This window comes from Halosimplex rubrum (assembly GCF_013415885.1).
In the GTDB taxonomy this organism is placed as follows: domain Archaea; phylum Halobacteriota; class Halobacteria; order Halobacteriales; family Haloarculaceae; genus Halosimplex; species Halosimplex rubrum.
Window position 1 is genome coordinate 2,325,141 of record NZ_CP058910.1, and the last position, 25,369, is coordinate 2,350,509.

A 25,369-nucleotide genomic window follows, 5' to 3' on the forward strand; every position below is an offset into this window, starting at 1 on the left:
GGCCGGCCGCGGACGACCGCCCGGCGGCGACGCGAGTCGCGATACCTGTCATCGAGCGACTCGACCGACCGACGCCCAATAAGTAAGAGCCGGATAACCGCCGTCGTCGCCCGCCACTCGCCCGCGACCACCGACCGGAGCGACCGGAAATCGGCCGCCCAGGCCGCGACTGCGCCGCGAGCGGCTCCGCCTGCGGTTCGTTCGCACGCGGAGCCAGCCCGCCGAGCGCGGCCGCGACGCTAGAGGCGCTATACCGCTCCGCTCCGATCAGTCGACGCCGCGTAATCGTCCGTAAGCTGATAATAACATTCCCGACCGGTCCGGTGGGGTGGCGTATGAGCATCGGCATCTACGGCGTCGGATTCGTCGGCAAGGAGGTCGCGGAACTGGCCGTCGAACGCGGGCGCTCGGTCGCCTGCGTCGACGTGGACCCCGAGGTCGTCGAGCGGATCGAGGCCGAGGAGTACCTGGCGGTCGACGACCACGACCGCGTCTCGGCGACCACGGACGGCGCGGCGGTCGCGGCCGCGGCCGACACCTGTCTGGTCACGGTCCCGACACCGGTCGACGGGGCCGAACGGGTCGACCTCGGGCCGCTCCGGGCGGCCAGCGAGACCATCGGCGAGGGCCTGCGGAGCCGCGACGCCGCCGAGCCCTGTCTCGTCGTCGTCGAGTCGACCATCCCGCCGGGGACCGCCCGCCGGGAGATCGCCGAGGTCTTCGACACCTACGGCCTGGAGCTGGGCACCGACTACTACCTCGCGGCCGTGCCCGAGCGGGTCGACCCCGGCAACGAGGCGTGGCCGCTCGAAGCCATCCCCCGGGTCGTCGGCGCCCTCTCGGACGACGGGCTGGAGCGGGCGACCGCCTTCTACGACCGCCTGCTTGACGCCGAGGCCCACCCGGTCGACAGCGTCGAGATCGCCGAGGTCTCGAAGATCGTCGAGAACGCCTTCCGCGACATCAACATCGCCTTCGCCAACGAGATCGCCGTCTCGCTGGACTCGCTGGACGTGGACGCCCGCTCGGCCATCGAGGCCGCGGGGACCAAACCGTTCGGATTCATGGGGTTCGAGCCGGGCGCCGGCGTTGGCGGCCACTGCATCCCGGTCGACCCGCACCTGCTCATCGGCGAGGCCGAGGACGCCGGGTTCACCCACGAGCTGCTGAGCGTCGCCCGCACGATCAACAATCAGATGCCCGAGTACGTGGCCGACATGACCGTCGACGCGCTCACGCGCGAGCGGGTCCTCCCGCAGGACGCCACGGCGCTGTTGCTCGGCCGCGCGTTCAAACCCGACCTCGCGGACGACCGCAACAGCCCGTACTTCGAAGTTCGGGAGGGGCTGACCGAGTACGACGTGACCGTCGAGACCTACGACCCCGTCCTCGCCGCGGAGTCGTCGGTCGACTCGCCGTACCAGCCGGTCGACGCGGTCGTCGTCGTCACCGACCACGAGGCGTTCGCGGACCTGGACCCCGAACGGTTCGCCGACCTGGGCGTCTCGACGGTCGTCGACGGCCGCGACGTCTTCGACGCCGAGGCCGTCGAGGCCGCTGGACTCCGCTACGACGCAGTCGGGGAGGTCTGAGCCGATGCGGGTCTTCGTGACCATCCAGCACCCGGCCCACGTCCACTTCTTCCGCGAGGCCATCGCGGAGCTGGAGGCCGCGGGCCACGAGGTCTCCGTGTTCATGCGCGACGTGGAGATCGCCGCCGACCTGCTGGAGAGCTACGGCATCGACTACGAGGTGCTCGCGCCGACCAGCGACTCGCTGCCCTCGCTGGCGCGCTCGCAGGCGCGCTACGAGCTCGCCCTGCTCCGGCGGGCCCGCCGGGAGGAGCCGGACGTGCTCACCGCGATCGCCGAGCCGGCGGTCGCGCACCTCTCGACGCTGCTTTCCTGCCGGTCGGTCGTGTTCACCGACACCGAGCACGCGACCCTGGGGAACGCCCTCACCTTCCCGTTCGCCGACCGGGTCTGTACCCCCGAGGCGTACATGGACGACCTGGGCGACAAGCAGGTCACCTACCCCGGGTTCCACGAGCTCGCCTACCTCCACCCCGACCGGTTCGAACCGGACCCCTCGGTCGTCGCCGAGGCCGGTGTCGACCCCGACGAGCGGCTCGTCGTCCTGCGGCTGATCGCCTGGGAGGCGCTGCACGACGTGGGCGGCGGCGGCTTCGCCGACGCGCGCGAGGTCGTCGACGAACTCGAGCGCCACGGCGCGCGAGTGGTGATCACCGCCGAGGCCGACCTCCCGCCGGATCTCGCCGACCGGCGGGCGACCGTCGCGCCGGAGGACATGCACCACCTGCTGGCCCACGCGGATCTCTTCGTCGGCGAGAGCGCGACGATGGCCGCCGAGTCGGCGGTGTTGGGCACGCCCGCAGTGTACGCCTCGACGCTCGAACTCGGGTATCTGGAGGCGCTGGAGTCGGAGTACGGCCTCGTGGTCAACACGACCGGCGAGGACCGCCAGGCCGAGGCGCTCCACCGCGCCAGCTCGATCCTCGCGAGCCACGAGGAGACCGACTGGGCGGGTCGGCGCGAGCGGTTGCTCGCCGACTGCGTCGACACGACCGACGTGATCCTGTCGCAGGTGGCCGACGGCCTCGCTCGACGGCCGACCGCCGAGATCGACGCCCCCCGGCCGGTCGCCGAGCGGCGATGACGGCGAGGTACCGCTTCCGACGGTCGGCGCCGATGTCGGCGAGTAAAGGGCTCCTACGGAAATTATAGCCGACATAACAAATGCGTCGAAGTGCAACCAACAAGCAAATGGCGCCCGATCGGTTGTCACGACGGAGATTCCTCAAAGGGACAGTAGCGGCCGCGCTGGGGGTCGGCGCGGCGGGGTGCGGGTCGAACGAGAGCGACCCGACCGACCGGGAGGACGCGGGGACGCTGGTCGACCCGACCACGCCCACCGGCACGCCGACCGCGACGGCCGAGCCGACGCCGACCGGCACGCCCACCGGCACGCCGATCCCGGAGGTCGTCGCCGAGTACGGCGACCAGTTCGACTCGATCGTCAACGTGGTCGACGCCGGCGCCGACCCCGAGGGGTCCGAGCCGATCAACGACGTGCTCACCGACGCGATCGCCGAGGACACGCTCGTGTACTTCCCCGCCGGCCGCTACGCGCTCGACTACATGGAGATCGAGGACGTCTCCGGCTTCGGGCTCGTCTCGATCCCCCACGAGCGGACGCTCCTCGTCCCGAACGGGACGGTCGAGGAGGTCGGCAACCACTTCATCGACTTCAGGCGCGTGGGGGACATCCTCCTCGACGGCCTGGAGTTCGACTTCACCGAGTCCGGCGTCGGCGGCGCCGTCAGGACAATCTCCGAGGGGAACGTCGTCGCCCGGAACCTCCGGACCCACGGGAAGCTACCCGACCGGAACAAGGAGCGCAAACACGTCGCCTACCGGTTCGAGGTGCAAGACCCCGAGGGCAAAGGGCTCGTCGAGCGGGTCGTCGCCCGCGGCGGCGGCCACGAGGGCGGCAACGGCGTCGGCATCTACGTCGGCAAGGACCACGCGGGTTCGCTGACGTTCCGCGACTGCGAGATTGCGAACTTCCCGAACAACGGCCTGTACGCCTCGGCGCCGGGCCAGACCCTCGACGGCTACACCGGGAACAACGGCGACATCCACGTCCGGGGCGGCCGCTACGAGAACAACAACATCGCCAACGTCCGGATCGGCTCGACCGGCTCGACCGTCAAGGACGTGACGGTCGTCGTGGACAAGGTCCCGCCGAGCCCCTCGCGGAGCCACCTGAACGTCCGCGGGATCAGACTCCGGGCCCGCAGCGACCAGCTGGTCGAGAACTGCGAGGTCCGGATCGGCGCGGACGCGGGCCGCGGGTTCGGCGCCATCTCCTACCACCCCGAACACGAGAGTTCGACGGTCCGGAACACGACGGTCAAGGTCGACCGCGACGACTTCAGCGCGATCGACGCGACCGACTCCAGCAACGGGGGGTCCGAGGCGCCGCTGACCTTCGAGAACGTGACCGTCACCGGGAACGCCGGCGGCGGGGCGGCCGTCGACATCGCCGACCGCCCCGAGACGACGCTACGGAACTGCCGGATCGAACAGTCCGGCGCCGACCGACGGGGGATCGTGTTCACCGACTCCGAGAACTGCGCCGTCATCGACTCGACGATCCGGGTGACCGGCCTCCCGATCGAGACCGAGAACGCCTCGGTCGACCGTCGGAACCTCTCCATCGAGAACCTGCGACCCGGACAGGCCACCGTGACACCCGTCGCCGACGACGGGTGACGGCACGCCGACGACCGACGCCGCGCCGGTGGCCGCCGGATCGTCGGTAGCCGGTCGGTAACGACCGCTTACTCCGTCGGCGACGCCTCGAAACAGCACCTTACCGCTCATCACCGCCCCGTCGAGTCGGGGGGCACGAGCGCGTCGCGGTTCGTTCCTGAGCCGCGTTCGGAGGTACGTATGCCTCGCGATCCGGTACGTACCTCGCAATCGATCGGTACGGAACCGAACGCAACGGTCGAAGATCCGGCCGTATCGGGTAGTTTACCCGCAGGTACCCTTTTCTCGGTAGATAGGGCTTAACCGCGATATGGTGAACGGTAACCAGAACGAACCGGATAGTACGAGTGAGCAAACTCGTCGCAATCGGCTACCACCGGGCGACGAGTTCGGACGGCGCTCCTTCCTGAAGCTCGGCGCCGGGGCCGCGGCCGCCGGCGCGCTGTTCGCCGGCGAGGCCGCCGCCGCGCCGACGACGCGCCACCTCGAGATCGTCTCGACGGGCGAGACGACCGAGACGGGCGACCTCGCGGTCGACTACGAGTTCACGGCCACCGGCGAGATCGCTCCCGACACCGACAACGGCCGCAACTCCGCGGAGGGCAACGACTCGATCGTCCAGAACGACGACGGCACCTGGACCGCTACGGGCACGACCGGCAACGGCTTCGGCGACGCCTACGCCGTCACGGGCCGCGTCGTCGCGTTCTCCGCGACGGGCGCGTACGACCTCTACCTCGACGGCGAGGCCGTCACCGTCGACGACCTCGTCGCCGAGTACGAGCACACGATCGAGGTGTTGACGACCGAGGACCCCTCGGAACTGGACTACACCTTCACGACCACCGGCGAGATCGAACCGAACTACGACAACGGCGACAACTCCGCCAGCGGCAACGACTCCGTGACGGAGAACGACGACGGCACGTGGACCGCCGACGGCTACACCGGCAACGGCTACGGCGACGCCTACTACTTCGACGGCGACCTCACCGGTTTCGGCCCCGTCGAGGAGTTCGTCGAGGTCCGGGTCGACGGCAGCGCCGTCGACCTGAGCCGGTTCGAGTCCGAATCCGAGGCCGAGTCCGAGCGACACACGATCGAGGTGCTGACGACCGAGGACCCCTCGGAGCTGGACTACGCCTTCACGACCACCGGCGAGATCCAGAAGGTCACCGACGTCGCGGAGAACGCCGCCAGCGGCAACGACTCCGTGACGGAGAACGACGACGGCACGTGGACCGCCGACGGCTACACCGGCAACGGCTACGGCGACACCTACACCTTCGAAGGGGAGCTGACGGACTTCGGCCCCGTCGAGGAGTTCGTCGAGGTCCGGGTCGACGGCACCGCCGTCGATCTGGCCCGGTTCCGCCCGAAAGAACACACGATCGAGGTACTGACGACCGAGGACCCCTCGGAGCTGGACTACGCCTTCACGACCACCGGCGAAATCCAGAAGGTCACCGACGTCGCGGAGAACGCCGCCAGCGGCAACGACTCCGTGACGGAGACCGACGACGGCATCTGGCGCGCCGACGGCTACACCGGCAACGGCTACGGCGACACCTACACGTTCCGCGGCGAGCTGCTGACGTTCGGACCGGACGTCGACCACGCCGAGGTGCGGATCGACGGGACCGCCGTCGACCTGAGCGGGTACGAGGCCCCCCCGGACCCGGCCGTGGTCGTGGGCGGCGGCGACGGCTACTCGGGTACCGTGCCCGAATCCGAGGCCGACGTGGTCGTCTCCACCCGCGGCGAGCTCGAGCAGGCGCTGAACGGCGCGTCGAGCGGCGACGTGGTGTACGTCGACCCCGACGCGAGCATCAACGTCCCGGACCGCGAGCTGACGATCCCCTCGGGCGTGACGCTCGCCTCGAACCGCGGCATCGACGGCTCCGACGGCGGGGAGATCCGCGCCGACGAGGTCTACGGCGAGGGGCCGCTCCAGACCGGCGACGACGTGCGCGTCACGGGCCTGCGTATCACCGGCTCGATCGACGAGTACGTCGACTTCAACCGTCCGGTCCACAGCGGTGTGGCCGTCAAGGGAACCGGCTGCGAGATCGACAACGTCGAGATCTCCGGGTTCAGCTACGGCGGCGTCAAGCTCCAGGAGCCCGCCTACGTCCACCACTCGTACATCCACACCAACGCGATGGACGGTCTGGGCTACGGGATCGTCTGCAACCAGGAGGGCGGTGACACCCTGATCGAGTACAACGAGTTCAACCTCAACCGCCACTCCGTCGCCAGCCGCGGCTACGCGGGCTACGAGGTCCGCTACAACCACTTCGGCGAGGACGCGATCGCCTACCAGGTCGGGACCCACCGGCCGGGCGGTACGACGCTCGAGGTCCACCACAACACGTTCGTCCCCACCCTGCACCTCAACTCCGGGGAGGACCCCGAGTCGCACGTCAGCATCCGCGGCGTCCCGGACGACGTCGCGGACATCCACCACAACTGGTTCCACAACCCGAGACAGCCCGCCCCCGGGCGGGGAAGGGAATCGATCATCCAGCCCCACGTCGAGGAGTTCACGAACCTCGACTACCGGAACAACCACTACGGGGCCGACGAGCCGACCGACGACGACATCGGCTGTCCCTGACCGCCGGACTCTTCTCGGCTTTTTCGTCTCGCGCGCACGCGAGAGCGGCCCGTCTCGCGGGGGTAATCGCACGTTTCTCCCGACGCATCGCGAGCCCGAGCGAGCCGGCCGGAGGTGCGCGCTCCCCGCTCGCCGGCCGTCTCGGGTAAGCCGCTCCTACGCAAAGACTCGGGAAGCCGCAACCAACCACACGGATCCGGTACGGAAGCGGCGCGCAAGCGCGGGTGCCTCGCACCGCTACTGCAGGTAGCCTTATCCCAGAAGCGGTGACTTACCGCGATATGGTGTTCGGAAACCAGAGCGAAACGATGGGCGACGAAACACGAGACGATCGTAACGCGGGCTTACCGGGCGGTTCGGGCGGGTTCGGGCGACGGTCGTTTCTGACGGCGGCGGCCGCGGCGGCGGCCGCTCCGCTGGTCACGGGGGGCGGACGGGCCGCGCAGGGGTCGGGCGGTCGGCGACGGATCGAGATCGACAGCACCGGTTCGAAGGCGGTGAACTACGAGTTCACGGCGACGGGCGCGGTCGAACCCGTCCGCGGCGACGCCGAGGGCAACGACTCCGTCACGGAGAACGGCGACGGCACCCGGACCGCGACCGGGTCGGTCGGCTCGTGGGGCCGCGATACCTACACGTTCGAGGGACGCATCACCGCCTTCTCGCCGACGAAGGGCGACTTCGAGCTCCGCGTCGACGGGACGCGCGTCGACCCCTCGGCGGTCGCGAACGAGAAGACGCTGAACTCGCTGCCGGCGGCCAGCGGCGTGCTCGGCGGCGGGAAGGGCTACCCGGACGCGGTCCCGAAGTCGGCGGCCACCACGGTCGTCTCGACGATCGACGGGCTCGAGCAGGCGCTGAACGGGGCCTCCAGCGGCGACGTGGTCTACGTCGACGGCTCGGCGACGATCCAGGCCGGTAAGCGCGAGCTGACCGTCCCCTCGGGCGTGACGCTCGCCTCGAACCGCGGCATCGACGGCGCGAAGGGCGGGGAGATCCACGCCGGCGAGGTCCACGGCGAGGGCCCCATCCACACCGAGAACCAGGTCCGGATCACGGGCGTGCGGATCACCGCGCCGAACGACGAGTACATGGAGTACACCCGCCCGGTCCACAGCGGCGTGGTCGTCGGGGGCAGGGGCTGTGAGATCGACAACGTCGAGATCGCCGGGTTCACCTACTCGGGCGTGAAGCTGCTGCGCTCGGCGCGGATCCACCACTCGCACATCCACTCCAACCCGATGGACGGCCTCGGCTACGGGATCGTCTGCATCGGCGGCGGCAGCACCCTGATCGAGTACAACCGCTTCAACTACAACCGCCACTCCGTCGCGAACCAGGGCACCGCCGGCTACGAGGTCCGCTACAACCACTTCGGCGACAAGGCCGTCGCCTATCAGGTCGGGACCCACCGGCCGGGCGCGACCACGCTGAAGATCCACCACAACACGTTCGTCCCGACCAAACACATCAACTCCGGGGAGGACCCCGAGTCGCACGTCAGCATCCGCGGCGTCCCGGACGACGTCGCGGACATCCACCACAACTGGTTCCACAACCCGAAGCAGCCGGCGCCGGGCCGCGGCACGGAGTCGATCATCCAGCCCCACTCGAACCAGTTCCGGAACGTGAACTTCGACGCCAACCACTACGGCGCGAAGAAGCCGTCCGACCCGACGATCGGCTGCCCGCGGTAACCGCCCGGAACGCCCGGGTCACGCTGTCGGAGACGCCACCGCTGGGCTCGTCTCGGCCCTCCGCGGATCCATCCCCCTTCGTCGAGGATCCTGCTCCCCGCCACCGGGACGCACCGGTTCGACGCGACCCGACCGGACGACCGCGGCGCCGCCCGCTACAGGTATCCCAGGTCTTCGAGTCGGCTGGTCATCCGCTGTTCGGCGCCCTCGGAGACCGAGGCCGTCTCGAGCTGGCGCTCGCGGGCGACGTGTTCGTCGACGATCCCGCGGAGCCGTTCGACCACCGCCGGGTTGTCGTCGGCGACGTTCTCCAGCTCCTTCGGGTCAGATTCGAGGTCGAACAGCTGGCACAGCTCCCGGTCGCGGCCCTGGACGTACTTCCAGCCCTCGTAGCGGACGCCGTCGAGCCACCGCTCGCGCTCGCCGGAGGCGCCCACGGCGCGGACGTGGGCCGGTCGGTGGTCGATCGCGCCCGAGAGGACGTCCTGACCGGACACCTCGTCGGGCCGGTCGACCCCGGCCGCGTCGAGCAGCGTCGGGAAGACGTCGACCGACCGGACCTGGTCGGTCACGCGGCCGCCGCTCGGGACGCCCGGACCGGCGACGGCGAACGGGACTCTGGTGAGGAAGTCGTAGACGTGGTAGCCGTGGCCGATGCGGTGGAAGGCGTTGGGGAACTCGGTGGCGCTGGCCCGCCGCAGGGAGTTGTACCACTCCTCGGTCTCGATGCCCCGCGGCCGGAGGTACTGGTCGTACACGTCGCTGCGGACGTTGCGCGTGCGCTTGTCGGTGAACGGGATGGGGACCTGGTTGAACCCGATGATCGACGCGCGGTGGCGCCAGGTGCCGTCGCGGAACGCCTCGCCGTGGTCGCCCGTGACCGCGACGATCGTCTCCGAGAGGTCGACGACCTCCAGGAGGCGCTGGAGCTTCTCGAAGACGCCGCGGACGGCGGCGTCGTAGTCGATCTCCTCGTCGTCGGCGTCCGGCGGGAGGTCCTTGTGGACGTGGGCCTCCCAGAGGTGGAGGTAGTTGAACCACGGCCCCTCGGCCTCGTCGAGTTCCGCCCGGTATTCGTCGAACCAGTCGGTGTAGACGGTGGTGTCGCGCTCGCGGTAGTCGTAGCGGTCGAAGCCGGCGTCGAGGTCGGTGTCCTCGGTGATCGGCCCGGTGACCGACGCCGAGGTGTCGTAGCCGGCGGCGCCGAACGCCTCGGCGAGCGTCGTCGCGTCGTCGGCGAGCGAGAAGTCCCGCAGCGAGAGGACGCCGTGGTCGGGCGGGTAGGTACCGGTCATGTAGCTGGCGACGCAGGGCGTCGTCGACGACGCCGCGGCGACCATCGTGTCGAAGGCCGTGCCCTCGCGTTCGAGGAACTCGAAGAGGGGTTTGTCCGCCCCGTAGTCCCCGAACGCGAAGTCACTCCGCAGCGCGTCGACACAGACGAACAGCACGTTGGGGCGCGCTCGATCCATACGCGGTCCGACCGGGCTCTCGCCATTAGCTATGATGGCCGTAACGCCCCGATACGGAGCGCTTACTCGCGGGTAACGACCGTTTAACAAGGGGGAGCGCTCGCGGACGGGCGAGACGAATGACCTGCATCCGCGCGAGTCGGCCGGCGCCCTCCCGTCGGCTCGGTCCCGTCGGTCGGCCGTCCGGTGAGGACGGTCGACGCGCACGCGAGTTCGGTCGGAGAGCGTCGAGCGGACCCCCCGCCCGTCGGACGGCGCCGAGGGACGGCCACCGAGTGTACGGAACGGGCCGACGGCCCGGCGCGGCGGCCGGATCGTAGCCCATGGACCTGCGAGACTCCATCCTGAAGCTGTTCTCCGGCAGTATCGTCCTCGCGCTGGTCGAGTTCGCCGCGATCGCCTGGTTCACCCAGACGCTCGGCACCGGCCCCATGGGGTCGTTTTTCGTCTTCCAGGCGGTCGTCGGGATGCTCGGTATCCCGATCGACCTGGGCATCTCCAAGGCCGCGGAGAAGCAGCTCTCCTCGACGGGGGCGACCGGCGAGATCCTCACGACCGGCGCCCTCACGAAAGGCGTGCTGATGCTGCCGTGGATCGGCGCGCTCGTGCTGTTGACGCCCCGCGTCGAGTCGTACGTCGGCGTGGCCGGCGTCGTGCCGCTGGTGGTCCTCGGACTGGTGGCGGCCCAGAGCCGCGGGCTGACCCTGCGGCTGCTCGCCGGGCAGATGCGCGTCGACAAGAACGCCGCGCTGAAGGTCGTCGGCAAGCTCACGTGGGTGGCCGTCGGCGTCGCGCTGGTCGAGTACGGGTGGGGCGCGAAGGCGCTCATCGTCGCCTACATCGCCGGGCGGTTCGCGACGGCGCTGGGCGCGCTCGTCCGGATGGACCTCTCGGTCGGGCTGCCGAGCCTCTCGCGGGCGCGGAGCCTCGTCGACTTCGGCCGGTACGTGTTCATCGGGAACGTCGGCGGGTTCGTCTACCAGTGGATGGACGTGGCGATCCTCCGGCTGTTCGTCGGGGTCGACCTCGTCGGCGCCTACGAGATCGCCTGGCGCGTCGCCAGCGTCGCGATGATGCTCACCGAGGCGATCCGCACGTCCCTGTTCCCGCAGATCTCCCAGTGGCACGCCGAGGACCGCATCGACCGGATCGAGTCGGCCTTCGAGCAGTGGCTGCAGATCCCGCTGTACCTGACGATCCCGGCGTTCGCCGGCGCGGTCGTCCTCGGCCGGGAGGTGCTGGGAACGCTGTTCGGCGCCGAGACCGTCGTCGCCTATCCGGTCCTGATCGTCTTCATGACCGAGAAGATCCTGCGGTCGGTCCAGCTGGTGTTGGGCCCGTCGCTGTTCGCGATGGACAAGCCCAGCCTGGGCTACCGGGGGAGCATGGCGGCCATCGTGACGAACCTCGTCCTCAACCTCGCGCTGGTGCCCCAGTTCGGCATCCTCGGTGCGGCCGTCGCGACGACGTGCTCGGCGGCGACCGCCGCGGTCGTCTCGGTCACCTACGTCACCCGCTTCGTCGACGTGGTCGTCCCGTGGGGGCGGATCGCCTGGAGTGTCGCGGCGGCGGCGATCATGGGGCTGTCCGTCTACGCGCTCCGACCGTATCTCCCGACCGGCTGGCAGCGCGTCGCCCTCGGCGTCGCGGCGGGCGTCGCCGTCTACGCGCTCCTGTTGCTCGCCCACGAGGGGATCCGCCTGGAGATGCGCACCGCGATCGAAGACGTGACCGGCTCGTGGTCCTGACCGCGTCGTCGCCCGTCGCTCCGCGAGGTCGCCGGTGAAGTCGGCGTTATACGCTCTATTCGACGCCGTCGGGAACGCCTGCGAGCGCACGCGTACGGTGTTAGTCCCGACGATCGGGGGCGTAGTCTCATCATTACAATGGACGAACCGTAGAACGATAGGGGTGTGAACGGGCTCGACAGCACAGTACAGCCGAGGGGTTCGAACCAGCCGGCCGACCGGGACGACGCCGTCCGGTCGCCGGCCGCATCGGCATCCGCGTCGCGAGGGTCGCGACGGACGGTGGTCCGATAGATGGTCCGAACGCTTCAGCTGGTCACGTCGCGCAGACCGTTTTTCGAACAGCAGGTCGAGGTACTGGAGCGAAACGGCGTCACCTGTACCGTCGTCCCGGTCCCCGGCGGGTCCCGCGAGCGGTCGCTGGCGGAGTACGCTCGCTTCTACGCCCGCGTGCTCGGGGCCGCCCGCGGCTCGGACATCGACCTGGTCCACGCCAACTACGGCCTGACCGCACCGGCGGCGCTGGCCCAGCCGGTGCGGCCGGTCGTCCTCTCGCTGTGGGGGTCGGACCTGCTCGGCCGCTACGGGACCGTCAGCGAGCAGTGCGCCCGCTTCGCCGACGAAGTGGTCGTCATGTCCGCGGAGATGGCGGCCGCGTTAGACCGCGACTCGACGGTCGTCCCCCACGGGATCGACACCGACCGGTTCGCCCCCGAACCCCACGAGGCGGCCCTCGACGCCGTCGGCTGGGACGGCGACGCCACGCACGTCCTCTTTCCGTACGACACCGGGCGAGCCGAGAAGAACTACCCCCGCGCCGAGCGGGTCGTCGAGCGAGCGCGGGACGCGGTCGAGGGGGCGCTCGAACTCCACGCGGTCTCGGGCGTCCCCCACGAGGAGGTGCCGACGTACATGAACGCGGCGGACGCCATGCTGTTGACCTCCGACCGCGAGGGGTCGCCCAACGCCGTCAAGGAGGCCCTGTCGTGTAACCTGCCGGTCGTCGCGACGCCGGTCGGCGACGTGCCCGACCTGCTCGACGGCGTCGACTGCTCGGCCGTCGCCGACACCGACGCGGCGCTGGCCGAGGCGCTGGCCGCGGCGCTCGCGCCGACGACCGAGCCGAACGGTCGCCAGCGAGCCCGCGAGTTCGGCCTCGAACGCATGGGCGAGGGCCTGCTCGGCGTCTACGAGCGGGCCCTCGACGGGGAGGTGAGCGCCGCGTGAACCGACATCCGACGACCTGGCTGCCGGACACCCGCTTCGACGTCGCGGTCGCCGCCGTCGGCCTCGTCCTCGCGTTGGGCCTGCTCCCGCTGGCCGTGCTGACCTCGTCGCTGTACGTCCGGACGGTGCCGGTCGTCATCGGCGCGGCCTGCGGTCTCTATCTGTTCTCGGTGCGGCGGGAAGGCTCCGCCGAGCGGCGACAGCCGACGCTCGACGCCAGCGGCGTCGCGGCGGCCGAACTGACCGGGATCGCGCTGATCGGGATCGCGACCTGGGCCGCGCTGGCCGGGACGCGAACGCTCGGTATCCTGGTCGCGAGCGGCGCCGTCGGCGCGTTCGTCCTGCTGCAGACCGTCTTCCTGGCGGACGACGCGCTCGACCGGCGACTCGTGCTCGCGCAGGTGCTGGCCCACGCGTTCGTCGTCAGGTTCACCGGCCTGTTCACGACGCCGGGCTTCGTCGGCGTCGACAGCTGGGAACACGTCACCCAGTACGCCGCGGCCGTCCAGGCCGCCGACTCGCTCGGCCCGCTGGCCGGTGCGAAGTACCTCTTCGCCCCGTTCCACCACCTGATCACGGTCGTCGGGTCGGATCTGCTGGGCGTCTCGCTGCGGCTCTCGCTGTATCTCGTCGTCGGGAGCACGGTCGCCCTCTCGGTGTTGCTCGTCTACGGGACCGCCCGTTACTTCGTGGACGCCCGCTGGGCGCTGTTCGCGACCGGCGCGTTCGCGATGACCGACCAGGCGATCCGCTGGGGGATGCACATCATCCCGACGAGCCTCGGGCTCGTCTTCTTCCTCGGCGTCGTCTTCGCGGTCGCGCGCCTGCTCCACGCCGAGACCGGCGCAGCCGACTGGGCGCTCCTGGCCGGGTCGATCGTCGCGGTCACGCTCACCCACCAGGTGTCGGCGTTCGTCTCGCTGGTGTTCGTCGGGTCGGCCGTGGTCGCCCAGATCGTCGTCGGCCACGTCGGCTGGGCGACCCCCGCCGGCGGGCTCACGGGCTCGGTGAGCCTCGGCGCCGAGTCGGGCGACCCGATCACCGACGGCGCCTCGCGGACCTCGCCGGGGGTCGTCGGCCTCCACTGGGCGTTCGCCTTCCACCTCCTGTTCACGGGGGCGGTCTGGGCGATCACGCCCTGGGGCGGCGAACCGTTCCTCACGCGGATGGTCGGACTGCTCGCGCTGACGCTGCGGACCTCCGCCGGGTTCCTGAACCTCGCCGGGAGCGGGGGCGGCGACGCCGCCGCCACGGCAGCGACCGCCGGCAGCGCGACGGCCTCGCCGCTGATGACTCGTCTGGCGACCTACGTCGACGCCGTCGGCTTCCTCGTGTTGCTGTTCGCGGCGGTGCTGGGCGGGCTCGTGTTGGTCCGACGCCACCGCTCGCCGCAGGCTTCGCACACGCTCGTCGTGGCCATCGGCGCGATGCTCTTTTTCTCGCTGGGCCTGCCGCTGTTCGGGATCCGCACCTTCCTCCCCGGCCGGTGGTTCGCGTTCGCCTACGTGCTGATGGCCGTCGTCGGCGCCGCCGGCCTGCGTTACCTCGGGACGCAGTTCTCGGCCCGCGCGGCGGCCGCCGCCCTGGTCGTGCTCCTGCTGGTCTTCCCGTTCGCGATGGTCGCCGGCGAGAAGGCGACGCTCGACGACCCGACCTTCGACGAGCAGTGGTCCCAGTACGCCTACTCCGAGTCGGAGATCGCCGCCATGGGGACCATCGGCGAGACGACGCCCGCCAGCGTCGACGCGGTCTTCACCGACCACCCCTGGCGGACCGCGTTCAAGAGCAGCGGCGCGCACTTCAGCGACACGATCAACCTCACCCGCGTCGACGGGACCGACCCACCCTACGACAGGGTGGTGTACCGCGACTACCAGTCGACGGGCGCACCGATGTTCACCGCCGCCGGCGGCGCCGTGGTGACCCGTCAGGTCGACCACGACCAGATCTGCCCCGCCGGGAGCAACCGGGTCTACGAGAACCAGGACGCGGAGCTGTGTACCCGACCGGGGGCCTGACACCATGAGCTACGAGTCATCACCACGTCTCGGCGGGTTCGCCGACCTCGCGCTGGTCGTCGTCCTCGTCGCCGTCTTCGACGCCGTCGTCGCGCTGTCGATCGATATCGCCGCCCTGCGCGTCGCGCTGGGGCTCCCCGTCGTCCTGCTGGCGCCGGGGTACGCGGTCGTCACCGCGCTGTACCCCCGCGGCGAGGGCCGGACAGATCCCCAGCGCCCGCGGGCGACCGCCTCGCCCGCGGGCGACACGTCCGTCGACGCGATCAGTCCCTTCGTCCGCGCCGGTCTGACGGTCGCCGCGAGCGTCGCCGTCGTCGCGACCGTCGCGCTGGCCGTCAACGCGGGCCCGTGGGCCATCCGACCGCTTCCGACCCTCGCGGCGCTCACCGTCGCGACGCTGGCCGCCGTCGCCGCCGCGGCCTCCCGGCGGAGTCGGGTTCCCGCGCACCTGCGCTACGCCCCGTCGACGGGGCTGGGGTCGGCCGCTCGGGTCTTCCGCCCGCGCCTCTCGGCTACCTTTGTGCTCGCGCTCCTGCTGGTCGCCAGCGCCGTCGGCGCGACGGCCGTCCTCGCGACGACCGACACGAACGCCGCCGGCACCGACGAGCAGTTCACCGAGTTCGCCGCGCTGACCCAGAACGCAACCGGCGAGTACGTCACCGCCAACTACACCGGCGCCGTCGCCGCCGACCGCCCGATCTACGTCGAGGTCATCAACGGCGAGGGCGAACGCACCGACTACACCGTCGTCCTCGTCCGCGAGACGGTCGACCGCGAGAACAACGTGACCGTCGTCCGCTCGGCCACCGAGCGGGTCCGCGAGGACCTCTCACTGCGCGACGGCGGGATCCGCTACCTGGAGTTCGACCCCGAACCGACCGCCGGCGACGCGCCGAATCGCCTGCGCGCGTACCTCTACCGCGGCGACGCGCCCGACGTGCCCTCCCGCGCGTCGGCCTACCGCTCGCTGCAGGTCTGGTACACCGACGACCCGATCGCCGAAGCGACCGCCGCCGCCAACGCCACCGCGGCGGGTAACGCCACCGCCGGCAACGCGACCGCTGGCAACGCAACCGCCGCACTCGCCGCCGGCGGCTGACCCGCCGTTCGCCCCAGTCACACACCCGCCCTCGGACCCCGCTGACTGGTTCCGTTCTGTTTCCGACGACCGATCCCGTTCCTCAGTCCCCGGCGGCTTCGGCCGGGTCGACCACCTCGCCCGTCGCCGGCGAGACGCCCACCTGGTCGCACAGGTCCGCGAGCGGGCAGGCCTCGGGGTCGTCGAGACACGCCGGCTTGCGGGCCGAGCAGTACTCGCGGCCGAACTGGATCGTCGCGGTATGGCCGAAGCCGCACTTCTCGTCGGAGACCGCGGCCTCCAGCGCCTCGCGGACGCCCTCGTGGTCGGCGCCGGCGGGCGCGAGCCCCATCCGCCGGGCGATCCGGTGGACGTGCGTGTCCACGGGAAAGACGCCGCCGCGACCGCCGGAGAACAGCAGGACGCAGTCGGCGGTCTTCGGGCCGACGCCGTTCATGTCCAGCAGCGTCTCGCGGACGTCGCTCGGGTCGCCCGTCTCGACGAACTCGTCGAAGCCGTCGCTCCCGCCGTACTCCTCGCACACCCGCTCGGCGAGCGCGATTATCCGCTCGGACTTCTGGTTGTAGAGCCCCGCCGAAGAGATGGTCTTGGCCAGTCGCTGCTGGTCGGCCGCGGCGAGCGACTCGGCGAGGTCGGCGCCGCCGGCTTCACCGTCCCTGCCATATCGATCCATCAAGGCGTCGTGGGCCGGTTGACTCGCCACGTCGGAGGTGTTCTGACTCAGGACCGTGCGGACGAGACACTCGAAGCCGTCGCGGCCGCCGTAGGCCTTCTGCCAGTAGATATCGCCGAGGCGGTCGACGACGGCCTCGGCGCGGGTGTCGGCGTCGCCGGGCTCGAAGGCCGCGGCCTCGCCCCCGCCGGCCGCGCCGCCGCTGATGTTCTCCGCGGGTTCCGGGTCGCGGTCCGTCCCGTCCGCGTCCGCCGCTCCGTCGCTCATGGGGGTATCTCGGGACTCGACCCCCATAACCGCCCCGCGTCCCGCGTTCGGTCGAACCGGTCAGGCCGGCTCGACTTCGAGGGTGAGCGTCGCGTCGGCGCCGTCGGCCAGCGCGGCGACCAGTTCGCGGTCCACGTCGGCCGCGGCGCCAGAGGCGCCGACTATCACCGTGCGGTCGTCGACGTAGTCGCTCGTCCGGATCACGTGGCTGCGCTCGTTCTCGAAGGAGAAGTCGGGGTGGCCCCGACCCGTCACCTCGTGGGTGTGGCCCGCCGCTTCGATCGTCGCCGTGATCGTCGCGCCGTGGGCCCGGCAGGCGTCGACGAACGCGTCGTCGAAGTCGGCGGGGACGCGGTCGGCCTCGATCGCGAGGATGCAGTCACCGGCGGGGGTGAGGAAGTCGTCGCTGGTGAACTCCAGCGTGCTGACGTGTTCGGCGGAGACGTTCTCGTGCCCGCGGGCGCGGACGACCTCGACGAGTTCCGCGCCGTCGGTGGATCCCTCGGTCGTGGGCGCGTCGGTCGCGGCGTCGTCGCTCATGTGGGTGGGTTCGGACGCCGCTACTTCAGGGAGTCGAAGTCGCTCCGCTCGGGAGACGGCTCACTCGCTGAGCGCGGCGACCGTGACCGTGACGTGGCCGCACGCGCACTCGTAGGCGCGGCGCTCGCCGCCCTCGGTCCGGAAGACGAGCATGCAGTCGCCGTCGGTGAGCTTCCGCGAGCAGTTCGCCGCCTCGCACCGGCAGGCTATCTCGCTCAACATATCCCGAGGTAGGACCCGGGGACATATCAACCCGAGCCGTACCCTGAGTGAAAGTGTAATCGACAGACTGCGGAGGGGTACCCCGTCCCGTACGGCGGTCGTGAGAGCGAAAGTGAAGCGGGCCGGCGCGGCGGCGGCGGGGGCGTCGCAGGCGCGACCGCGGCGACGGCTCGTCCGTCCGACGTAACTGATATACCACCGGGGGACGCGGACGTTGGTATGCCGAGCAAGTGGAGCGGTGCGGCGGTCGACCCCGGCGGCGGCAAGCCGACGCCCGGGGCGTGGCAGTCGGTCGAGGTCCCCGGCCGCCCGGCCGCGTTCGCCGGCGAGGACCGGGTCGCCTACCGGACCGTCTTCGACGACCCGCGCGACCCCGACGACGACCTGGGGCTGCTGGAGCTACGCGGGTGCTACGCCGCCGCCGAGGTGTGGCTCAACGACGAGCTGGTCGCCGAGTCCGACGCCGTCTTCGAGCCCGTCCGCGTGCCTTTCGAGCCCGACGCCGAGAACGAACTCGTCGTCGAGTGCCGGGCGCCCGAGGGTCGGTTCGGCGGGATCCACGACACCGACCGGGTCCCCGCCGAGCGGTCCGTGCCGGGGATCTGGTGGGGCGTCGACGTGACCGGGCAACCCGACCCGTTCGTCGTTGACGTGGACCTGCAGCCGCGGCGGACCGACGATGGAGCGGCCATCGACGCCGCCGTCGAGGTGTACGCCGGCGAACCGCTGGACGACCGGCTGACGCTCACTACGAAGCCCGCCGGCGACCGTCGCGGGCGCGGGATGATGGACCGCGCGAGCGTCTCGGCGGCGGCCGGCGAGCGCGCTGTCGTCGAGAAGTCGATCGATGTCCGGGACCCGTCGCTGTGGTGGCCCCGCGGGATGGGGCGCCAGCACCGCTACGAGGTTCGCGCGAAGCTCGACGACGCCGCCCGGACGAGTGCGACCGGCATCGCGACCGTCGAGGGGACCGACGAGGGCGGGCTGCGCGTCAACGGCGAGGACGTGCCCGTCCGCGGCGTCGCGCTGGCGGACGCGGCGGTCGCGGACGCCGAACGGGCGGTCGAGGTGAACGCGAACCTCGTCCGGGCGCACGCCCACGCGTTGCCCGAGGCGGTCTACGACGCCTGCGACGAGGCGGGCCTGCTCGTCTGGCAGGACCTGCCGCTGACCGGCCCCGGCGTGTTCGACATCGCGCGCGGCAAAGAGGTGGCGGGGCGGCTCGTCGACACGTACGCCCACCACCCGAGCCTCGCGGCGGTGGGCGTCCACGACGAGCCCACCGACACGTTCGCCGAGCGCGTCGGCTCCGGGCTGGTCGACCGGCTGCGCTTCCGCTATCGCGTCTGGCGGAGCGACTACGACCGCGGCGCCGCCGAGGAAGTCGCCGAGGCCGTCCCCGACGGCGTCGCGGTGTATCCGGTGGTCGGCGAGCCCGGTACCGGCCCCGACGCGGCGGCACTCTATCCGGGGTGGGACTACGGCGGCGTCGACGACCTCGACTGGGTGCGCGAGCGCTACGACCTCGGCGGCGCGGTCGGTGAGTTCGGCGCGGGGTCGCTCCCCGAGGGCGTCGACCCGGCCGAGGCGGACGACGACGGCGGTCCCGACCTCGCGGGCTTCGACCGGGCGAAACACGACGCCGTCGTCGGCAGCGACGACCCAGCGGCCTCGCAGGCCTACCAGGCCGAACTGGTCCGGGGGATCGCCGAGCGGCTACGGACCGACGGTGCGCCGGTCGTCGTCGCGAACGCGCTCCGGGACGCCGGCGACGCCGGGATGGGCGTCTACGCCCGCGACGGGACGCCGAAGGAAGCGGTCGACAGCCTCGCGGCGGCGTTCGAGCCGGTCCGGGCGTTCCTCGTGGGCGCCTCGGCCGGCGAGTGCGACGTGGTCGTCGCCAACGACGCCCCAGAGGCCATCTCGGGGACGGTCCGCTGGACGGCCGGCGAGGAGACCGGCGAGGTCGAAGCCACCGTCGACGCGGGCGCACGGTCCGTCGTCGAGACCGTCTCCGTCCCGAAGTCCGCCTCGTCGGTCGACCTCGCGCTCCGGGTCGGCGACGCCAGCGTCGAAAACATCTATCGTTTCTGAGGCCCTCCTCGATCTTTATAAGTCCCGGCTACCGCGTGGTAAGCCCTGACGTGGAGATATCGGGGCCGTGGGAGTGTGAAACAGGAACACGGCCCACCGGAATATTTAAATCAGGGGAGACGCAACAACAAAGTACCAGAACGTCTCCGGCGTTCCGGCTGTATCGCACTTCGACCAGCATGACAGGACACCCTTGTTGTCGGCGTCAGCCACTTCGTAGCGGTGGCCCTGTCTCTCGCCGGAGCGGGTATGGCATAGAGGTACAATTATGGCAGACTCGATAGACGAATCCAAGAACGTATCGGTGACAGACGACGACCTCGAGAACAAATCCAAGGGCGAGCTCATCAAGCTCGCCGGGCAGCTTCGGGATCGACGCAACGATCTCAACCAGATGGCCTCCGAGCGCGCCTCCGACCGCGACGACCTGAACGCGAAGACTCGCGAGAAGGTCGACGAGGCTCAGGAGCACCGCGAGCAGCGCGACGAGCTCAACCAGCAGGTCCAAGAGCACAAGGAGAAGCGCAACGAGCTCAACGCCGAGGCCAACGAGCTGTTCGACGAGGTCGAGGACCAGCGCGACGAGCTCGAGCTCGACGAGGGCAAGGACATCGAGCAGCTCGAAGACGAGATCGAGGACCTCGAGTTCAAACAGCAGACGGAGGTCCTCTCGGCCGAGGACGAGCGCGAACTCATCGAGAAGATCGAGGAGAAGCGCGAGAAGCTCGCCGAGAAGAAGGAGAAGCTCAACCAGGGGGGCGACCTCGAGGAGATCAAGGAGGAAGCCGAGGAGATCCGCTCTGAGGCCTCCAAGCACCACCAGAAGGTGACCGAGCTGGCCGACGAGGCTCAGGAGCACCACAACCAGATGATCGAGGCCTACCGCGAGGCCGACGACATCCGCGACGAGGCCGACGAGATGCACGAGAAGTTCGTGGAGGCCCAGGAAGCGGCCGACCAGCACCACGAGGACTTCGTGCGCGTCCAGAAGCGCCTACGCGAGCTCGACAAGAAAGAAGAGGAAGAGGAGCGCGAGGCCCGCCAGGAGAAAGAGGAGGCCGCCCGCGAGGAGGCCGAGGAGATCTACCAGAAGTTCAAGGAAGGCGAGACTCTCGACACCGAGGACCTGATGAAGCTCCAGAAGACGGGGCTGCTCTAACGCCGCGACGCGATCTTTCTGCGGTTTTCGCCGCCGCGTAGCCGCCGCTCCGCACGGGGACGGTCGGCGTCGCGCCGGTGCGGCGCGCCCGGCGGCGGCCGAGCCCGTACTGCGCCCCGCGACTTTTTCCCCGCGGCCCGCGAGAACGTCCACATGGTTCGGGGTGCGGACGACGACGGGGGCGGTCCCGAGCGGTCGCGCCGGCGAGTGCTCCGACAGGGGCTCGCGGTCGGTGCGGGCGCGCTGAGCGGCTGTTCCCTCTTCGGAGACGCGCCCGACGACGGGGCGAGCGTCACGCCCGCTCCGGCCGACGACGCGGCGACCGACGCTCCCGTCGAGACGACAACGGGGCGAAGCGGTCCGCGGGACGCGACCGAGCGGACACCGACGGGGGCGACGCCGACGGAGACGCGAACGGTGACGCCCGCGCCGGCGGGCGGGTGGCCGGTGGTCCAGGCCGACGACGCACACACGGGATGGCTGCCCGACGGGGCAGGCACCGACTTCGGAGTGGGAACGCCGGTCGAGCCCGCGTGGTCGGCCGATCTCGACGGCGCGGTCCGGGGGTCGGTCACGGTGGTCGGGGCGAGCGTGTACGTCGGGAGCGAAGCGGGGACGGTGACCGCGCTGTCCGTATCGGGGCCCGGATCGTCGGGGGGCGGCGACCCGCGCTCACCGGCCGAGGGGACCGCGGTGCGCTGGACCCACGAGGCCGGGGCCGCGGTGCGCGCGACCCCGACGGTCGCCGACGGCGTCGTCTACTGCGGCGACGAGAGCGGGGCGCTGACGGCGCTGGAGGCGAGCGACGGGCGCGAGCGGTGGTCGTTCGCGGTCGCGGGCGACCGCGCCGGCCCCTCGGCGGTGCGGAGCGGGCCGGTCGTCGCGGACGGGGTCGCCTACGTCGGCGCGACGGACGGCCGGGTCTACGCCGTCGACGCCGCCGACGGGAGCGAGCGCTGGCGGTACGACGCGGGCGGCTTCCTCGGCGTCGTCGCGCCGGTCGCGCTGGCGGACGGACGGGTGTTCGCCGGGAGTTACGCCGGGCGTCTCCACGCCGTGGACGCCGACACCGGGCGGGAGGCGTGGCACTACGTCGGACCGGAGGGGATCCGGACGTGGTCCGGGCCGACCGTCGCCCGCGGCGTCGTCTACGCGGGGGCCAGCCCGGGCGGTATCGCCGCCGTCGACGCGTTCGACGGAACCGAGCGCTGGTACCGGGAGACCGACGGCCCCGTCTTCTCCTCGCCCGCCGTCGCGGACGGCCGCGTCTACGTCGGGTCCGACGGTGGATCGGTGCTGGCGCTCGACACCGCCGACGGGAGCGAGCGCTGGCGTCACGAAGCCGACGGCCCCGTGAAGTCCTCGCCGGTGGTCGTCGACGGCCGCGTCCACGTCGGGTCCGACGGTGGATCGGTGCTGGCACTCGACGCGGACGACGGGAGCGAGCGCTGGCGAGTCGCCCTCGACGGTCGCGTGACGTGCTCGCCGGCGGTCGTCGACGGCCGCGTCTTCGTCGGCGACGCGGCGGGGACCGTCTACGCCCTCGGCGCGGCCGAGCGCTGAGGTGTCCCGAGCACGACCGACCAGCGAGGTGTCCCGAGCACGACCGGCTAACCGGGTCGGAACCGTTCCAGCACCGGAATCTCGTTGACCCGGTCGTCGTCGAGCGCCGTCCAGTCGATGCCGTCCGGCCGCTCGAACGGCGAATCGGTCCGGATCGTCCGCTCGGGGGTGACGACGACGTCGACGGGCACGTCGTGGGCGTCGGGGTCGATCCCCTCGCGGACCTGCGACTCGTGGACGGTCGTGACGACGGTGGTCTCGGCGTCGACGAGGCCCAGTTCGGAGAGGACGGCGAACTCGAGGTCGCTGTAGCCCTCCCCCTTGCCGACGCGGGCGCCCGACGGCGAGACGGCGACGCTCCCGACGAGGACGAGGTCGATCCGTCCGACTGCGTCGGGCCCGACCTGCTGGGCGTGGTCGGCGACGCCGGAGACGGTGGCGGCGGCGTCCGGCTCGGCGAGTTCGGCGGGGTCGAGGCGATAGAAACAGCGTTCGTCGCGCAGGCGCGGGACCGCCATGAAGACGGTCTTGCCGGCGGCGAGGGCGGCCCGGCGGGCCGGCAGCTGGGGAGCGTCGGGGTTGGCCTTGAGCCGCGCGGCCTCGGTCCACTCGGGCAGGCCGGCCAGTCGTTCGGCGGCCCGGTCGGCGCCGGCGAAGTTGGGGATGCGGCCGTGGGGCGGGAAGGGGAAGCGGGCTTCGCCGCTGTCTTCGAGGTGGTCCCAGACGGTCCGGCGGAGCGACTCCTTGTCGGGGCTCATGCTTCTCGGTCAGAGCACGTCGGACGCGGCGGTGTCGGTGTCGACATCGGTGGACACGTCGATGCGCTGGATCAGCCGGACCAGGTCGGCCAGCTGCGGGAACGTGTAGACGGTGACCTCCACGTCGGCGTCGCTGGCGACGATGTGCGAATCGACGACGAAGGCGATCTCCTCGTCGGGCCAGCCGCCCATCTCGTCGACGATGTCGCTGGCGGGACCGAAGATGAAGGAGGGCGTCGACATGTCGATGGTCGTGTCGAGGACGTTCGCCCAGCCGTCGATGAACCCGCTCGTCATGATGTTGCCGATCTCCTGCATCGCCGACCGTTCGAGGTCGGTGAACAGGCCGTCGGTGGCCTCGCCGCCGCCCATGTCGCCGACCATCCCCTGGGCGAGGCGCTTGCTTCCCTCGGGTTCGAGCATGAACAGGATGTAGCCGTAGGGCGCTTCGGTGAGTTCGACGTAGATCCCGACCTGCTCGCGTTCGCCGAGATGAGTGCGCACGTCGGCCATGTCGAGGAAGTTGATCTTCGAGACCTCGATCTCGGTGTGGAGGCCCGAAAGCTGGTTGAGGTGCTCGGAGACGGTCGTGGCTCCCTCCTTGGCCATATCGTTGAAAAGCTCCAGTTTCCGCACGTCGACCTCGTAATCCATACGCCCCGGTTGGACTGGACCACCGTAAACGTGCTGGCGGCCGGACCGCCCGACGAGCGGCGTTCGGGGGTTTCCGTCGGGATTCGGAGGCTACCGGTGGGGTTCCGGGCGAACCCTGCCGGGGTTGGGACGGGGCAGGTGCTTCGGGGCCCGACGGACCGCTTCGGCGGCGGTTTCGATACGGTAGTTCCTCGGTACCGGGAGACGGGGCGCATAAGCGACGTATACTCTTGGGCGTGTCGGCCGCGGTAGCAAACGGCGGGTGGGAGGTTCGATCCGCCCCCGGTGACCGACCAACCCGTCGCAACTCCACACATGCCGCTCGTCACGACCGATCCGACCGCCATCGACTCGTCGGCCCTCGACGAGTACCTCGGCACCGTCCCGGGTTCCGTGTCCGACCTGGAACTGCTGCTGTGGGTACTCGTCTGCTGGGCGCTGGTGCTCGATATCGTCCTCACCGCGTACGGCCTCTCGATCGGTCTCGTCGAGCGCAACCCGCTCATGCGACAGGCGCTCGAGACGTTCGGCCTGGCGGCGCTCGGTTTCGCGAAGGCCGGCGCCGTCGCCGTCGCGCTCGTCTTCCGCTTTCTCTGGCCCGAATACGCCATCGTCGCGCCGCTGGGCCTCGCCGTTCCCTGGGTGCTCGCCGTGCTCGCCAACGCCGCGCTCCTGGCGTCGCTGTGACGCCGTCACGACCGCGCCGGTGCCGTCACCGCGGCCGCCGGCGCTGTCGCGACCGTCATCGCCGATACGAGTGTCGTCCGAAACGATCCTTTTTTGACAGCCTGCGACGACGTGGCGAACGCACGATCCACCCCTCTGGGTGGGGGGTGGCGTGCGGTGGGTACGATGCGCGGCACACCACTGACGAGTGTAGACAGATCGCGGGGGATCGGCGACCGGCTCGGCCTCGCGGCCGACGACCGGGTCGTCGAGGGAGCGCTGTGGGCAGTCGTCGTCGCGTCGGTGACACTCGACGTGTACACCACGTGGCTTGGGCTGTCGATCGGGCTCTCCGAGGGCAACCCGGTGATGCGCTGGGCCATCGGCGGCCTGGGGATCGCCGCGCTCGGCGCGGCGAAGCTCCTGGTCGTCTGCGGCGCCGGCGCGCTCCGGACGCTCCGCCCCCGATACGGGACGACCATCGCACTGGGGCTCGCGCTCCCGTGGACGGTGACCGTCCTCGTCAACGCGGTCGCACTCGCGACCGTCTGACCGCCGGCGAGCGTGTCCGAACGCCCGGGACGGCCGTGGGATCCGTCC

General features: G+C 70.9%; 20 protein-coding genes. 14 read left to right on the forward strand and 6 right to left on the reverse strand.

All coding sequences use genetic code 11. The annotated features are described in order from the left end of the window. Positions 1-335: 335 nt before the first annotated feature. The 5 genes from HZS55_RS11560 to HZS55_RS11580 all read left to right on the forward strand — a co-directional run bounded on the left by HZS55_RS11560 (position 336) and on the right by HZS55_RS11580 (position 8,609). Positions 336-1,592: a nucleotide sugar dehydrogenase gene (locus HZS55_RS11560; protein ID WP_179907819.1), complete on the forward strand. Its 1,257-nt coding sequence runs from the start codon at positions 336-338 to the stop codon at positions 1,590-1,592. 4 nt (positions 1,593-1,596) lie between these two features. Beyond that, entirely contained in the window at positions 1,597-2,676 is a 1,080-nt protein-coding gene (locus HZS55_RS11565) for a DUF354 domain-containing protein (protein WP_179907820.1), read from the forward strand. A gap of 107 nt (positions 2,677-2,783) precedes the next feature. After that, positions 2,784-4,295 (forward strand): right-handed parallel beta-helix repeat-containing protein, encoded by a 1,512-nt coding sequence (locus tag HZS55_RS11570; RefSeq protein ID WP_179907821.1) that lies wholly within the window; start codon positions 2,784-2,786, stop codon positions 4,293-4,295. Between the two features lie 310 nt (positions 4,296-4,605). Beyond that, complete coding sequence (locus HZS55_RS22630; RefSeq protein WP_246308245.1) at positions 4,606-6,912, forward strand: right-handed parallel beta-helix repeat-containing protein; 2,307 nt, start codon at positions 4,606-4,608, stop codon at positions 6,910-6,912. 281 nt (positions 6,913-7,193) lie between these two features. After that, positions 7,194-8,609, forward strand: coding sequence for a right-handed parallel beta-helix repeat-containing protein (locus HZS55_RS11580; RefSeq protein ID WP_179907822.1), 1,416 nt, complete (start codon positions 7,194-7,196; stop codon positions 8,607-8,609). Between the two features lie 155 nt (positions 8,610-8,764). Here the strand turns inward: HZS55_RS11580 and HZS55_RS11585 are convergent, their stop codons facing one another. Further along, positions 8,765-10,081, reverse strand: coding sequence for a sulfatase family protein (locus HZS55_RS11585; RefSeq protein WP_179907823.1), 1,317 nt, complete (start codon positions 10,079-10,081; stop codon positions 8,765-8,767). A 323-nt stretch (positions 10,082-10,404) separates the two neighbouring features. Between HZS55_RS11585 and HZS55_RS11590 the strand changes: the two genes are divergently transcribed. From HZS55_RS11590 to HZS55_RS11605, 4 genes are all read left to right on the forward strand, one after another. Next, a complete protein-coding gene (locus tag HZS55_RS11590) occupies positions 10,405-11,829 on the forward strand; it encodes an oligosaccharide flippase family protein (protein ID WP_179907824.1) in 1,425 nt (474 codons plus the stop codon). Between the two features lie 294 nt (positions 11,830-12,123). Further along, on the forward strand, positions 12,124-13,056 hold the full coding sequence (locus tag HZS55_RS11595) for a glycosyltransferase (protein ID WP_179907825.1): 933 nt from the start codon (positions 12,124-12,126) through the stop codon (positions 13,054-13,056). Then, complete coding sequence (locus HZS55_RS11600) at positions 13,053-15,074, forward strand: hypothetical protein (RefSeq protein ID WP_179907826.1); 2,022 nt, start codon at positions 13,053-13,055, stop codon at positions 15,072-15,074. Before HZS55_RS11595 ends, HZS55_RS11600 begins: the two co-directional genes overlap by 4 nt. A gap of 4 nt (positions 15,075-15,078) precedes the next feature. Then, positions 15,079-16,173 (forward strand): DUF1616 domain-containing protein, encoded by a 1,095-nt coding sequence (locus HZS55_RS11605; RefSeq protein ID WP_179907827.1) that lies wholly within the window; start codon positions 15,079-15,081, stop codon positions 16,171-16,173. An 82-nt stretch (positions 16,174-16,255) separates the two neighbouring features. Here the strand turns inward: HZS55_RS11605 and HZS55_RS11610 are convergent, their stop codons facing one another. Genes HZS55_RS11610 through HZS55_RS11620 form a run of 3 tightly spaced genes read right to left on the reverse strand, consistent with a single transcriptional unit; the run spans position 16,256 to position 17,875 of the window. After that, the gene (locus HZS55_RS11610) at positions 16,256-17,113 is read right to left on the reverse strand and encodes an endonuclease III domain-containing protein (RefSeq protein WP_179907828.1); all 858 of its coding nucleotides are present in this window, start codon (positions 17,111-17,113) and stop codon (positions 16,256-16,258) included. A gap of 60 nt (positions 17,114-17,173) precedes the next feature. Continuing rightward, positions 17,174-17,653, reverse strand: a complete 480-nt coding sequence (locus tag HZS55_RS11615) for a DUF371 domain-containing protein (protein WP_179907829.1) — start codon at positions 17,651-17,653, stop codon at positions 17,174-17,176. Between the two features lie 60 nt (positions 17,654-17,713). Continuing rightward, positions 17,714-17,875 (reverse strand): hypothetical protein, encoded by a 162-nt coding sequence (locus HZS55_RS11620; RefSeq protein WP_179907830.1) that lies wholly within the window; start codon positions 17,873-17,875, stop codon positions 17,714-17,716. A 219-nt stretch (positions 17,876-18,094) separates the two neighbouring features. Between HZS55_RS11620 and HZS55_RS11625 the strand changes: the two genes are divergently transcribed. The 3 genes from HZS55_RS11625 to HZS55_RS11635 all read left to right on the forward strand — a co-directional run bounded on the left by HZS55_RS11625 (position 18,095) and on the right by HZS55_RS11635 (position 22,691). Further along, positions 18,095-19,969: a glycoside hydrolase family 2 protein gene (locus tag HZS55_RS11625; protein ID WP_246308246.1), complete on the forward strand. Its 1,875-nt coding sequence runs from the start codon at positions 18,095-18,097 to the stop codon at positions 19,967-19,969. A gap of 268 nt (positions 19,970-20,237) precedes the next feature. Further along, a complete protein-coding gene (locus tag HZS55_RS11630) occupies positions 20,238-21,128 on the forward strand; it encodes a coiled-coil protein (protein ID WP_179907831.1) in 891 nt (296 codons plus the stop codon). A 153-nt stretch (positions 21,129-21,281) separates the two neighbouring features. Continuing rightward, complete coding sequence (locus HZS55_RS11635) at positions 21,282-22,691, forward strand: outer membrane protein assembly factor BamB family protein (RefSeq protein WP_179907832.1); 1,410 nt, start codon at positions 21,282-21,284, stop codon at positions 22,689-22,691. 47 nt (positions 22,692-22,738) lie between these two features. Here HZS55_RS11635 and HZS55_RS11640 read toward each other — a convergent pair whose 3' ends face one another. Both HZS55_RS11640 and HZS55_RS11645 read right to left on the reverse strand, forming a co-directional pair. Next, positions 22,739-23,449 carry a 5-formyltetrahydrofolate cyclo-ligase gene (locus tag HZS55_RS11640; protein WP_179907833.1) on the reverse strand — a complete coding sequence of 237 codons (711 nt, stop codon included), beginning with the start codon at positions 23,447-23,449 and terminating at the stop codon, positions 22,739-22,741. A 9-nt stretch (positions 23,450-23,458) separates the two neighbouring features. Further along, positions 23,459-24,103 carry a chemotaxis protein CheC gene (locus HZS55_RS11645; RefSeq protein WP_179907834.1) on the reverse strand — a complete coding sequence of 215 codons (645 nt, stop codon included), beginning with the start codon at positions 24,101-24,103 and terminating at the stop codon, positions 23,459-23,461. Positions 24,104-24,418: 315 nt separating this feature from the next. Here HZS55_RS11645 and HZS55_RS11650 point away from each other — a divergent pair, with 315 nt between their 5' ends. Together HZS55_RS11650 and HZS55_RS11655 are read left to right on the forward strand one after the other, a co-directional pair. Next, on the forward strand, positions 24,419-24,790 hold the full coding sequence (locus tag HZS55_RS11650) for a DUF5658 family protein (protein WP_246308247.1): 372 nt from the start codon (positions 24,419-24,421) through the stop codon (positions 24,788-24,790). A 165-nt stretch (positions 24,791-24,955) separates the two neighbouring features. Next, positions 24,956-25,321: a DUF5658 family protein gene (locus HZS55_RS11655; RefSeq protein WP_179907835.1), complete on the forward strand. Its 366-nt coding sequence runs from the start codon at positions 24,956-24,958 to the stop codon at positions 25,319-25,321. The last annotated feature ends 48 nt before the right edge of the window (positions 25,322-25,369 follow it).